Genomic DNA, 12,548 nt, shown 5'->3' on the forward strand with positions numbered 1-12,548 from the left:
TCAGTATCCATTCCTTACGGCAAGATATATGAGATGTGAGATCAATCGTTTCGATAACGTAAATAAGATTTCAGGTGAGTTCAGTGGCGCATTTGCTGATTTAGGTACCTTTCTTCCTCTCGTTTTAGGCTTAATTGCCCTTAATCAATTCTCCCCTCAAGGGATATTTTTAGGCTTTGGTTTTTTTGCCTTATTTACGGCATTTTATTATCGACGCCCCATTCCGATACAACCTATGAAGGTGATCAGTGCGTTAGTCATTGCAGAAGGAATGTCTCCTGGAATGTTACAAGCATCCGCCATGTTAATGGGCCTAATTCTACTTTTTTTAGCCTATAGCGGCATTATTCAATGGATGGCTAAGTTGTTATCGCCGGCGATCAGTATTGGGATCCAGCTAGCAATAGGACTCCAATTGATATGGTTAGGTGGCGTCATGATGAGCGAAACATGGTGGGTCGGCATACTTGCTTTTAGTTTTTTGTTTGCCAGTCGTTTTATGCCAATGCAATATTTGGTGATGCCGGTAGTGATTATTCTTGGCATTGTTTGGCAGTTAACAAGTGGGACTCTGCCCAGTGTTAACTTGACCCATACCAGTGTTTGGCCGTTGAGTTGGCCGAGTATCGATGAGTGGGGCTCTGCTGCTGTTTTATTGGTGCTACCTCAGTTAGCGCTCACATTGACCAATGCAGTGATTGCGATTTCTGCGATGGCAAAAGATAAATTTCCTCAAGAAAGTGAAAGATTTGAACCACAACAATTTGCTAAAAGCTCTGGTTGGGCTAACTTGCTGTTATCGCCTTTTGGTGCAACGGCAATGTGTCACGGCGCTGGTGGGTTGGCGGTGCAATATCACTTTGGCGCACGAACCTGGCTAGCACCGACTATTTTTGGTAGTGCGTGCATTGTTATTGCCATCTTTTGGGGTAAAGGTATTGCCAGTGCATTGTCATTGATCCCTTTAGCCGTTTTAGGCAGTTTACTTGCCATAGCAGGGACACAATTAGCATGGTCTAAACGTTTATTTGATGGCAAGCCGTTTTGTATGTTGGTTATTTTATCAACCGCGGTGACGTGTTTATTGATTAACACCGCAGCCGGTTTGGCTGTTGGTGTCGTACTAGAGTTAGGTCGTCACCAATGGTTGAATCTTGTTAACTCGAAACAGTAATCGTGCACTTGTAGGGTAATATTTGTGAGCTTATGGTGTCTTTTTTTATCAGGGCAGTCTGACAGCGCAGCAATAGTCCAATGAGTCAGTTGCTATTTTTGAAGTGACTAATCAACAAACTGTGGTAACATTTTTGTCCTGTTCTATCTTCTTTTGTGTGATCAATGAAAAATACCCTTACTCGTGGTTTAACGAATTTATTACCTATGGTGCTATCGATCTGGCTTTTCTGGTCATTGTTCATCTCCCTTGATGGTTTAGGTAAGCTATTACTTGATATTGTTGGAATAGAACCTGTTTTTGTCGGCGCAGGTTTTTGTTTGGTCGCAGCCTTAGTCTTTATTGCGGGATTATTATTTTCAGTTAGCCCAATTGTATGGGTCTATGGCTGGATTGAAAATCAACTGATGAAGTTTCCATTGTTTAAATCGGTCTATGGCAGCATTCGGGATATTGCCAGTTTAATGAACCGTGACGGCCAACCTAAAACCCAAAAAACCGTGTTAGTAAAGCAAGCCAATGGTAGCTTTGTAGTCGGTTTTATCATGAGTGAGTTTGCGCCACAGCCCTTAGTTGATGCTTTGCCTGAAGGCGATTGGGTGCCAGTATTATTTCAATTGAGTTATCAAATTGCTGGGGTAACAAGCTTAGTAAAGCGTGAAGACTTAATCAGTGTTGATTGGTCTTTTGAAGATGCAATGCGCTTTAATTTAACCGCTGGAATATCGAATAGCAAAGACGCTTCATAGCCGCTAAAATCTGTTTGGAGTGATAACTGTTGATAAAATCGATAGCTGCCAACGCTGTACTAAAAATAAAGCGTTTTAGGGCTAAAGACTAGGGCGGGTTTGCCGTTCTGCTCGTTCGTTTGTCATCTCTGGTTATCGCTTTGACTTTGCATATATGACCATTGCAGCGTAATGGTCTACAAGATGTTATAAACAATTACCCCAAGTGATAACAGTGATTTATCCTTGAGGCCATTTTATTTATGAGTGATAAATTAATGTCAGCCAACGAAAGTAAATTAGATAAAGTATTAGCTGAAGCCAGAGACTATAAAGCCTCTCGTGAGAAAGGCTATCGTGAGCAAGCGCTTAAGCTTTACCCTTGGGTATGTGGTCGCTGTACTCGCGAATTCACCCATAAAAACTTATCTGAACTCACGGTACATCATCGCGATCATAACCACGATAACAACCCATCAGATGGCACCAATTGGGAATTATTGTGCTTGTACTGCCACGACAACGAACACTCACGTTTTGAAGAATTAATTCGTTATGGCAGTACCAAAGAAGCCAAACAACAAGCTGCCACCTTCAACCCATTTGCTGACTTAAAAGCTATGATGAAGAAGTAGTTCATCGATGGTTAAAGTGCTAAGAGTGATGACAAATTAATAACCGGCGATGATAAGCGCGAAACAGCCTAGGATCTATGACGCTTCGTGGCGAGATGCTATAACATCAAATTCAAAAGGGTGAAGCTTAGGGGCTAGGTTCCATCATGGCAATACTTCTGAGCTATGCCTTTTGCTTTACCCTTATTATAGAAGGCGAAGCGCACTAGCAGACGCAGTCCGCCCTAATATCTAGGCTCGTAATCGCTTGTTATCGCTCGTTATAACCTATCAGCGTTTAATCCGTTTTTCAGCTTCCAACCATTTGGCTCGTGACAAGGTCTGATTATTACTCTCACCTAAAAACTGTTGTTTTCTGGCCGTTAAACTGTCCCAAATGAGCTGGTGTTGCTCATCATTCATTTGTGACCAAGTGACAATCTCATCGATGTGACGAAAACAACCCATACAATAATCATCAGCATTTAAGCCACAACGGGCGACACAAGGTGAGTGCATAGTTTACAATTCCGGTTTAGGTATTCAATGGACTGCATCCTATCATTTCAATCAGCTAAGGTTAACTATAAGCAGCCATATGTCAGTAATCGATTATCATTCTACCTTTAACGCGGTCGATACACTTCTTGATGCTTTAAAACCCTTATGGCAGCTGGTTGCTTTTGAGTGTGACCACTTACCTTGGCAACAGACCTTTCCGCAGTTAGCTCAAAAAGTGTGGCAGCTTGACGATGGTGAAATAGATAGCCTCGATATGGATCAGCAGTTGCTGGTTGAGACGTTATTACCCAGTTTGATGAGCGATATTAAACAAAGTCTATTACCACAGGCTGACGAACTCATTAGTCAACTAAGCTTGTTAGTCATCACTTCGTCTACACAATCTGTTCACTCAGAGAATACGGTCGATTTTTCCAGTCAAGAGCAACAAAATAATCAGCCTGAAAATGACGATTTAGTGCATTTTAGCGCTCATATTAAAGGGCGGAAATGGCAGCAAATTACGGCGTTTTCACATCAAGTTGATCCAAAGTATCAACCTTTGTTACCTCGATTACCCATTTTAGAATGGTGTGCTGGTAAAGGCCATTTAGGCCGTTTAGTCGCCAAGCAGCAACAGGTTGAGGTGACCAGTCTTGAGTGGCAAGCGAGTTTGTGCGCCCAAGGGCAAATGTTTGCCAAACAATGGCAGATCCCGCAGCGTTTTATTTGTGCAGATGCGTTTGCGCCAATAGACTCAAATAAACCGCTATTGTTAATCGATCAACATGCCATCGCATTGCACGCCTGCGGTGACTTACACATACGTTTACTCAAGTTAGCAACCTTAGCGGGTACTCGGGCGATTTCTATTTCACCTTGTTGTTATCATTTGATTGAGCATGAAGATTATCAGCCGTTATCGGATTTAGCCAAAGGCAGCGCTCTGAAGCTGTCAAAGCATGATTTACAACTACCATTGCAACAAAGCGTTATTGCCAACAGTAAAAAACAACAATTACGCAATCAAGAGGTATCATGGCGCTTAGGGTTTGATAGCTTGCAGCGAGATATTCGAGGTGTAGAGGCTTATTTGCCGGTGCCGACGATTAAAAAAAGCCAGCTTAGCGGTAGTTTTAGCGATTTTTGCCAATGGGCAGCAAATCAAAAGCATTTATCACTATCCAGTGAGATTAATTTAAGCCATTATTTGCACCGCGGTATTGCGCGTCAACGCCTGACAAAGCGAATCGATTTAGTGGCTCATTTATTTCGTCGTACATTGGAGCGCTGGCTGTTGCTCGACCGAGTCTGTTTTTTACAGGAGCAGGGATACCAAGTTACCTTGGCTGAATTTTGTGCAAACAGTGTGACACCACGAAATGCCTTGATCCAAGCAATTAAAACAGACGAATAACAGCATTTGTCACAAATCAGTAAATTAAACCATTGTTTATACTAGTCTATTTACCTTAAAACTGTGAAAATCAACATACTAGTTAATCAAGCAATGAAATCTAACCATAAATAATTATCCAAATGACGGTATTGGCTTACTGTTTTTGATTGAATAATTAGGCCATTCTTGTTCAAATGGCGGGTTAATAACGAATAACAACTATTCTAGTGGCTTTTGGGCTTGCTAGAGCGAAGCGAATTATACGGTTTAATGAAATATTCACGCGTCTTTATCAATAGTCTGGCCTATGAGCTAGCACCACAAGTAGTGTCGAGTAGCGATTTAGAATCTCGCTTGGCGCCACTGTATCAAAAGTTTCGTATTCCAATGGGGCAACTTGCCGCATTAACCGGAATTACCGAGCGTCGCTGGTGGCCTAAAGGTCATCGTTTATCAGATGGTGCCATTGCTGCAGCACGAAAGGCCTTGAATGAAACCGGAATCAATGTCAGTGATTTAGGCGCGGTGGTTTACACCGGTGTCTGTCGTGACCAACATGAACCCGCTACCGCTTGTCGTATTGCTGCTGAACTCGGGGTGTCTAAAGACACTGCAATCTACGATATCAGTAATGCGTGTTTAGGTGTGTTGTCGGGCATTTTAGATATTGCTAACCGCATAGAGTTAGGCCAAATCAAAGCCGGTATGGTGGTGTCGTGTGAATCTGCACGAGACATAGTTGATGCGACCATCGACCACATGTTAGCTGAACCGACCATGCAAAATTTTGCTCAATCACTGGCGACATTAACTGGTGGCTCAGGAGCTGTTGCGGTAATTTTAACCGACGGTACTTTGGACCTTAAAACCACTCGCCAACACCAGTTGTTAGGGGCGAGTCATTTGTCTGCACCAGAACATCACCAATTGTGTCAATGGGGCCTGCAAGAAGCTGGGCACTTGTTGTATCGCGAGTTTATGCGAACAGATGCTGTCACCTTATTGAAGGAAGGTGTCGAGCTTGCCAAGCACACTTGGGAGCATTTTTTAGAGCAGCGTGACTGGGTTGTCGAACAAGTTGATAAAGTGATTTGTCATCAAGTGGGGGCTTCCAACCGCCGACAAGTGCTCAATGCATTAAATATACCCCACGAAAAAGAATATCCCACCTATCAAACATTGGGCAATATGGGCACGGTCTCACTTCCTGTGACGGCGGCAATTGCTCATGATGAAGGCTTTTTACGTGTTGGCGATCAAGTCAGCTTTTTAGGAATAGGCAGTGGCTTAAACTGCATGATGTTAGGAATTAAGTGGTAAGCCTATGGCTGCACTGACGTTTTTGCATTTCATTATAAAAATAGTTAACAGGATGCATCATGCTAGACAACTTGCTGCCATTTAAACGTCATTTTTTAGATCGTAATGGCAATAAACTGCACTATATCAACGAAGGCCAAGGCGAGCCTGTTGTGATGGTGCACGGTAATCCTAGTTGGAGTTACTACTACAGAAATTTAGTCAGTGCCTTGAGTGATTCCCATCAATGTATTGTGCCAGATCATATTGGCTGTGGTTTATCAGACAAGCCTGATGATCCTCAATATGATTACACCTTAAAAAGCCGCATTGACGATTTAGAAGCTTTACTGGACAGTCTTGATGTTACACAAAATATTACTCTCGTGGTGCATGACTGGGGCGGTATGATTGGTATGGGCTTTGCGGCGCGCCATCCTGATCGCATTAAGCGTATTGTGTGTTTAAACACTGCAGCCTTTCATTTGCCTAAAACCAAACCGTTTCCATGGGCGCTATGGATTTGCCGAGAAACTTTGCTAGGCACCTTGCTGGTTCGTGGCTTGAATGCGTTTTCGTCAGCGGCTTCTTATGTCGGCGTTAAGCGAAAGCCAATGGCAAAAGAGGTTCGAGAAGCCTACGTTGCGCCTTTTAATTCGTGGAAAAATCGTATTTCGACCTTACGCTTTGTGCAAGACATTCCCCTAAAGCCAGGCGATCGTAATTATGATTTAGTCACCAGTATTGGCGAAAGCTTAAGTCAGTTTGCTGATGTTCCGACACTGATTTGCTTTGGTTTACAAGATTTTGTATTTGATAAGCATTTTTTACAAGAATGGCGACAGCGAATGCCTCATGCGACTGTGCACGAGTTTGCTGACTGCGGTCATTACATTCTTGAAGATGCCAGCGACGAAGTCATTGGCTTAATCAAAGATTTTATCGCAAAAAACTAATCCGACTAAAAGGCTCATTTGAGCCTTTTAGTGATTTTAAGCGTCTAAAAAGTTTGGCTTGGTTATCTGTGTTATCACAGCAAGCCTACTCAGACGAATCATCCACATTAGTCAGAATGAATAAACATGACTCAAACCACCGTTGTCGCTAATGCCAATATCTGCCAGCATCTAAACACCGCTGCGCAAACCATGCCAACAGAGCTTGCCGTTGCTGTGCAACATGCCAAGCAAGGGCGATTTGATTATCAAGAAATTGATTTTATCAGCCTGCATCAGCAATCAGATATGATTGCCAAAGGCTTATTGCAATTTGGTATTACGCGCGGCATGAAAGCCGTGTTAATGGTGACACCCAGCCTTGAGTTTTTTTCGCTTACCTTCGCCTTATTCAAGGCGGGGATTATTCCTATTCTGGTCGATCCTGGCATGGGCATTAACAACCTTAAACAGTGTTTTGAAGAGTCACGCCCGGATGTGTTTATTGGTATACCTAAAGCCCATATTGTAAGGCGTATTCTCGGTTGGGGTAAGGGCAGTGTTAAACACCTTATTAATGTCGGAGGCTCGGGTTTACAGCGTTGGTTAGCCAATGCAATTAGCCTAGAAACCATAATTGAAATTGGCCGGAATCAAGCGCAACCGCTTAAGATAGCATTGTTTGAACGCGATGAAATGGCGGCGATTTTATTTACCAGTGGTAGCACAGGAACCCCCAAAGGCGTGGTTTATAGTCATGGGATGTTTGAAGCACAAATTAGCGCCCTTAAACACGATTACGGTATTACTCCTGGTGAGCGAGACTTAGCCACATTCCCGCTATTTTCATTATTTGGCCCAGCACTGGGCATGGCGTCTATTGTGCCCGACATGGATGCCAGTAAACCCATTAGCGCCAATCCTGCCAATTTGTTTGCTGCAATCGATCAATATCAATGCAGCAACATGTTCGTTAATCCCGCTTTACTAGAACGCTTAGGCCAAGCGGGCGAGCAAACTCAGCATAAGTTAACCAGTGTTAAACGGGTTATTTCAGCTGGTGCACCAGCCACAATTAGCTCGATTAAACGTTTTAGCCAGATGCTTAACCCACAGGTTGAAGTGCTGAATTCTTACGGCGCGACAGAATCTTTGCCTATCAGCATGATTGGCAGTCATGCATTGTTTGCTACTAGCGAATTAACCGATCAAGGTAAAGGCATTTGTGTCGGTAAGCCAATACAGTCTGTCAGTGTGGATATTATTGCGGTTACTGATGTAGCGCAGCCTGAATGGGCAAAGGTTAATAAGCTTAGCGCCAACCAAATAGGTGAAATCGTGGTGAGTGGTCCCATGGTCAGTCAAGCCTATTACCAACGTCAACATGCGACAGACTTAGCTAAAATTAACGATGGCGATCGCGTCATTCATCGTATGGGTGACGTAGGGTATATCGACGATCATGGCTTATTGTGGATGTGTGGACGTAAAGGTCACATAGTTGATGCTACGCGAGGTAAGCAGCGACTTAAACGCTTTTATACACTGCCCTGTGAGCGAGTGTTTAATACTCATCCTCAAGTTAAACGTTCCGCCATTGTTGGCGTTGATGTTAATGGTGATATGGTTCCGGTTTTGTGCGTCGAATTACACAAAGGCATTGTTTGCTCAACCTCTAAGATCCTTTATCAGGAGCTAATGGCATTGGCTCAGCAGTATCCGCATACTGAAGGCATTGGGCGTTTTTTAATTCATCCAGATTTCCCTGTCGACGTGCGTCATAATGCGAAAATATTCAGAGAAAAACTCGCCATATGGGCCCAAAAGCAATGGAAAGAATAACGATGGATTTGGCAGACTTACATCCTCTGGAGCAAGCTGCATTGAAGCAGTTAGCGCAATCGGTCAGCAAAGTTTTTGTGACCGGTGCGGGTGGCTTTCTTGGGTTCGCCATTTGTCAGCGTTTATTAGCCGCTGGAATTGAGGTTGTCGGTTTTGCCAGAGGTCATTATCCTAAGCTTATAAAACTTGGGGTTGATATGCGTCAAGGTGATATTAGCGACTTTGCTAGTGTAAAACAGGCGATGCAAGGTTGCGATTTAGTTTTTCATGTGGCATCAAAAGCTGGCGTGTGGGGCAGTAAACAAAGTTATTTCTCGCCCAATGTCGATGGCGCAGCCAATGTCATCAACGCATGTAAAGCGGTTAATATTCACAGGTTAATTTATACCAGCACCCCGAGTGTAACGTTTGCTGGTGTGGATGAAAACGGCATTAATGAATCTGCACCTTATGCCAGTGAATACCTTAATTACTATGGTGAATCGAAAGCCATCGCTGAGGCCATGGTATTAAAAGCCAATCATCCCATGTTAAAAACGACCGCCTTAAGGCCGCATTTAATTTGGGGGCCAAATGATCCTCATCTGGTACCACGAGTGATCGAACGGGCCAAAGCAGAGCGCTTAAAGTTGGTAGGACAGCAAGATAAACTGGTCGATACGATTTATGTCGACAATGCCGCTTATGCACATATTCTGGCGGCAGTTGACCTTGTTGGCGCCGCCAATAGTGCCGGTAAAGCCTATTTTTTAAGTAACGACCAACCGATTACAATGGCTGCAATGCTTAACCAGATCCTAGCTTGCGTCGATTTACCGCCAGTGACCAAGCGAGTCCCTGCATCTGTTGCTTATGCTGCTGGTGTGCTGCTTGAAACTGTCTATGGCTTACTTAACAAACAGCAAGAGCCCATCATGACTCGCTTTGTCGCAAGACAATTATCAACCAGTCATTACTTTGATATCAGCGCGGCAAAACAAGATTTAGGCTATCAGCCGCTGGTGAGTATTGAGAAGGGCATGCAAAAGCTTAAGTTATCACTGTCGCACTAATTGCCTGTTAATCATCTGTGTTAGCGGTTTAAGCTGTTAGCGCAAAATACCTTTGATTATTGCCCATGGTAATCTGCACTATAGAAAATCCCCTTACTAAAAACACCACACCAAATGGTTTGTAAAATTGTTTTTACATTAATGGTTTTGGTTATTTTTTAGCAATCGCTTGGTTATATTTTATTCCACTGTATCTTGAATCTTGACCACCATAAAAAAGTTACCCTAAAGAGGGTAACAACTCATAACAAGGTGGCGCAGGGAGAAGCAATGCAAGACAACAAGAACAACACATGGAATTTAGCAACCTTAGCTATTCATGGCGGCCATCAACGCGAAGCTTTTGGCTCACTTACTACACCACTTTACCAAACCGCCACATTTGTATTTGATAACGTAGAGCAGGGCGGCGCTCGCTTTGCTGGCGAAGAACCTGGCTATATTTATACTCGTTTAGGTAATCCAACCACTGCAGAACTCGAGCGCAAAATGGCGTTGCTTGAAGGCGCAGAAGATGCGGCCGCAACCGCATCAGGTATGGCTGCTGTATCAAGTGCACTACTAACCCATTTACATGCAGGCGATCACTTGATTGCTTCCAAAGCCGTTTATGGTTGTACTTTTGCGTTAATGGCCACTCAGCTGACTCGTTTAGGCATTACCAGCACCTTGGTCGATTTTACTGATATTGCAGCAATTGAAGCGGCTATTATGCCCAATACCAAAGTGATATTTTGTGAAACCCCAGTGAACCCACATTTGCAAGTATTTGATCTTGCTGCAATCGCCAAGGTTGCTAAAGCCCATAAATTGGTATCAATAGTCGATAACACCTTTATGACGCCCTTATTGCAACAACCTTTAGCCATGGGTATCGACATGGTGATCCACAGTGCTACCAAGTACTTAAATGGCCATGGTGATGTTATTGCCGGTATTGTGTGTGGTAACGCCGAGCACATGCACCGACTCAAATATGAAATACTTAAAGACTTTGGTGGCGTGATCTCCCCACACGATGCTTGGCTCATTTTACGCGGCTTAAAAACCTTAGATGTGCGATTAACTCGTCACTGTGACAACGCTGAAGCATTAGCTGAATATTTAGATAAACATCCTAAATTTAGCCAAGTTTTTTATCCAGGGCTAAGTCATCATCAAGGTCATGGTTTTATCGGTAAGCAAATGAAACGCGCCGGAGGGGTGATTGCATTCGAACTCAAAGGCAATAAGCAAGACGCGATCAACTTTGTTAATCGTCTCGAGCTCTTTACCATAGCAGTCAGTTTAGGTGATGCAGAATCCCTAATTCAACACCCAGCATCTATGACCCACTCACCATATACTCCAGAGGCCAGACTCAGTGCAGGTATCACCGACAACCTACTGCGTATATCCGTCGGATTAGAAAATGTACAAGACTTGATAGCAGACATAGAACAAGCATTGCTGTAATAAGTAAGTGAATGAGACACCTGGATCCCTGATACAATCACTCAGGGATGACGAGCGGGTGGTGCTTACAGTTACATGGCCAATACAACGCTAGTAGGTAATGCTTATCACTACTTCATACAAACAACGCCCACTACTCCGTCGTTCCGGTAACGATTTTGAGCCGGAATCCAGGTGTTAGCTTTTTGCTTTTACACAAGGTCAACAGAAACACCTGGATCCCTGATACAAGCACTCAGGGATGACGTGAGGGTGTGGCTTACAGTTACATGCCAATACAACGCTAGTATGTGATGCTTACCACTACTTCATACAAACAACGCCCACTACTACGTCATTCCGGTAATGCTTTTGAGCCGGAATCCAGGTGTTAGCTTTACGCTTTTAAGCAACGTCAAAAGAAACAGCTGGATCCCTGATACAAGCACTCAGGGATGACGTGCGGGTGTGGCTTACAGTTACATGGCCAATACAACGCTAGTAGGTAATGCTTACCACTACTTCATACAAATAACGCCCACTACTTCGTCATTCCGGTAATGCTTTTAAGCCGGAATCCAGTTTGTAGCTTTTACAGGCACCCATCTAACTAGATGCTATATTTTATTTATCATTTAGTCAGGTACACGCTTATGGATAAGCAATCATACATTTACATCATGGCAAACAGGCCTAATGGCACACTCTATATTGGAGTGACGTCTGATTTAATCAGACGAAATTGGGAGCATAAAAATGGCTTGTCTGATGGCTTTACTAAAAAATATTCAATTAATTTATTAGTCTACTACGAAGTTTTTGATGACATCTATAATGCCATTACAAGAGAGAAACAGCTTAAAAACTGGAAGCGTGAATGGAAAATTCATTTAATTGAGAAGTTTAATCCACGTTGGGATGATCTCGAAATATAAATCAATCAGCTTTTACCATCAACAAGGCAAAGAATGGATCCCCGATAACAGATCTCGGGGATGACGGCGATGAGGCTAAATTCCCTCTATTCCGTCATTCCGGCAATGCTTTTAAGCCGGAATCCAGGTGTAGATTTGAAGATTGAAAGCTGACGCCAAAGGTTAAAGTCAACAGAAACACCTGGATCCCTGATAACAGATCTCAGGGATGACTAGCAGGGTCAAACTGCATCATTTACTCATTCGTATACAAACAATGCCCACTATTCCGTCATTCCGGCAATGCTTTTGAGCCGGAATCCAGGTGTTGGTTTTTTGCTTTTATACAAGGTCAACAGCAACACCTGGATCCCTGATACAAGCACTCAGGGATGACGTGCGGGTAGGGCTTACAGTTACATGCCCAATACAACGCTAGTAGGTAATGCTTACCACTACTTCATACAAACAACGCCCTCTATTCCGTCATTCCGGCAATGCTTTTGAGCCGGAATCCAGGTGTTAGCTTTTACGCTTTTACAAAAGGTCAACAGAAACACCTGGATCCCTGATAACAGATCTCAGGGATGACGTGCGGGTGGGGCTTACAGTTACATGCCCAATACAACGCTAGTAGGTAATGCTTACCACTACTT

Annotated in this window: 11 protein-coding genes; 10 read left to right on the forward strand and 1 reads right to left on the reverse strand. The window is 43.4% G+C overall.

All coding sequences use genetic code 11. The features are described from left to right. Positions 1-28: 28 nt before the first annotated feature. The 3 genes from ACED29_RS10810 (at position 29) to ACED29_RS10820 (ending at position 2,537) form a co-directional block, all read left to right on the forward strand. Positions 29-1,174 (forward strand): putative sulfate/molybdate transporter, encoded by a 1,146-nt coding sequence (locus tag ACED29_RS10810; protein WP_371697650.1) that lies wholly within the window; start codon positions 29-31, stop codon positions 1,172-1,174. Positions 1,175-1,338: 164 nt separating this feature from the next. Beyond that, positions 1,339-1,923 carry a DUF502 domain-containing protein gene (locus ACED29_RS10815; RefSeq protein ID WP_124016194.1) on the forward strand — a complete coding sequence of 195 codons (585 nt, stop codon included), beginning with the start codon at positions 1,339-1,341 and terminating at the stop codon, positions 1,921-1,923. A gap of 257 nt (positions 1,924-2,180) precedes the next feature. Continuing rightward, a complete protein-coding gene (locus ACED29_RS10820; RefSeq protein ID WP_182723507.1) occupies positions 2,181-2,537 on the forward strand; it encodes a YajD family HNH nuclease in 357 nt (118 codons plus the stop codon). A gap of 270 nt (positions 2,538-2,807) precedes the next feature. On the opposite strand, the gene ACED29_RS10825 is transcribed toward ACED29_RS10820, so the two are convergent. Further along, positions 2,808-3,035 (reverse strand): DUF1289 domain-containing protein, encoded by a 228-nt coding sequence (locus ACED29_RS10825; RefSeq protein WP_371697651.1) that lies wholly within the window; start codon positions 3,033-3,035, stop codon positions 2,808-2,810. Between the two features lie 79 nt (positions 3,036-3,114). On the opposite strand from ACED29_RS10825, the gene ACED29_RS10830 reads away from it, so the two are divergent. From ACED29_RS10830 to ACED29_RS10860, 7 genes are all read left to right on the forward strand, one after another. Next, positions 3,115-4,434: a methyltransferase gene (locus ACED29_RS10830; protein ID WP_371697652.1), complete on the forward strand. Its 1,320-nt coding sequence runs from the start codon at positions 3,115-3,117 to the stop codon at positions 4,432-4,434. Positions 4,435-4,686: 252 nt separating this feature from the next. Next, the gene (locus tag ACED29_RS10835; protein ID WP_124016191.1) at positions 4,687-5,736 is read left to right on the forward strand and encodes a 3-oxoacyl-ACP synthase III; all 1,050 of its coding nucleotides are present in this window, start codon (positions 4,687-4,689) and stop codon (positions 5,734-5,736) included. A gap of 59 nt (positions 5,737-5,795) precedes the next feature. Next, entirely contained in the window at positions 5,796-6,671 is an 876-nt protein-coding gene (locus ACED29_RS10840) for an alpha/beta fold hydrolase (RefSeq protein ID WP_182757042.1), read from the forward strand. 126 nt (positions 6,672-6,797) lie between these two features. Continuing rightward, entirely contained in the window at positions 6,798-8,492 is a 1,695-nt protein-coding gene (gene oleC / locus ACED29_RS10845; protein ID WP_371697653.1) for an olefin beta-lactone synthetase, read from the forward strand. Then, positions 8,480-9,544 carry a 2-alkyl-3-oxoalkanoate reductase gene (gene oleD, locus ACED29_RS10850; protein ID WP_371697654.1) on the forward strand — a complete coding sequence of 355 codons (1,065 nt, stop codon included), beginning with the start codon at positions 8,480-8,482 and terminating at the stop codon, positions 9,542-9,544. The genes oleC and oleD overlap by 13 nt, the downstream gene beginning before the upstream one ends. 270 nt (positions 9,545-9,814) lie before the next feature. Continuing rightward, complete coding sequence (megL, locus tag ACED29_RS10855; protein WP_371697655.1) at positions 9,815-10,999, forward strand: methionine gamma-lyase; 1,185 nt, start codon at positions 9,815-9,817, stop codon at positions 10,997-10,999. A gap of 632 nt (positions 11,000-11,631) precedes the next feature. After that, on the forward strand, positions 11,632-11,913 hold the full coding sequence (locus tag ACED29_RS10860; RefSeq protein WP_371697656.1) for a GIY-YIG nuclease family protein: 282 nt from the start codon (positions 11,632-11,634) through the stop codon (positions 11,911-11,913). Positions 11,914-12,548 lie beyond the last annotated feature (635 nt).

Source organism: Shewanella sp. 5S214, assembly GCF_041439795.1.
Taxonomy (GTDB): Bacteria; Pseudomonadota; Gammaproteobacteria; order Enterobacterales; family Shewanellaceae; genus Shewanella; species Shewanella vesiculosa.

What these genes read in the sequence shown, in the direction of transcription:
- ACED29_RS10810 (WP_371697650.1), top strand. Translation starts at nt 29, where the DNA reads ATGAGATGTGAGATCAATCGTTTCGATAACGTAAATAAGATTTCAGGT.
- ACED29_RS10815 (WP_124016194.1), top strand. Translation starts at nt 1,339, where the DNA reads ATGAAAAATACCCTTACTCGTGGTTTAACGAATTTATTACCTATGGTG.
- ACED29_RS10820 (WP_182723507.1), top strand. Translation starts at nt 2,181, where the DNA reads ATGTCAGCCAACGAAAGTAAATTAGATAAAGTATTAGCTGAAGCCAGA.
- ACED29_RS10825 (WP_371697651.1), bottom strand. Translation starts at nt 3,035, where the DNA reads ATGCACTCACCTTGTGTCGCCCGTTGTGGCTTAAATGCTGATGATTAT.
- ACED29_RS10830 (WP_371697652.1), top strand. Translation starts at nt 3,115, where the DNA reads ATGTCAGTAATCGATTATCATTCTACCTTTAACGCGGTCGATACACTT.
- ACED29_RS10835 (WP_124016191.1), top strand. Translation starts at nt 4,687, where the DNA reads ATGAAATATTCACGCGTCTTTATCAATAGTCTGGCCTATGAGCTAGCA.
- ACED29_RS10840 (WP_182757042.1), top strand. Translation starts at nt 5,796, where the DNA reads ATGCTAGACAACTTGCTGCCATTTAAACGTCATTTTTTAGATCGTAAT.
- oleC (WP_371697653.1), top strand. Translation starts at nt 6,798, where the DNA reads ATGACTCAAACCACCGTTGTCGCTAATGCCAATATCTGCCAGCATCTA.
- oleD (WP_371697654.1), top strand. Translation starts at nt 8,480, where the DNA reads ATGGAAAGAATAACGATGGATTTGGCAGACTTACATCCTCTGGAGCAA.
- megL (WP_371697655.1), top strand. Translation starts at nt 9,815, where the DNA reads ATGCAAGACAACAAGAACAACACATGGAATTTAGCAACCTTAGCTATT.
- ACED29_RS10860 (WP_371697656.1), top strand. Translation starts at nt 11,632, where the DNA reads ATGGATAAGCAATCATACATTTACATCATGGCAAACAGGCCTAATGGC.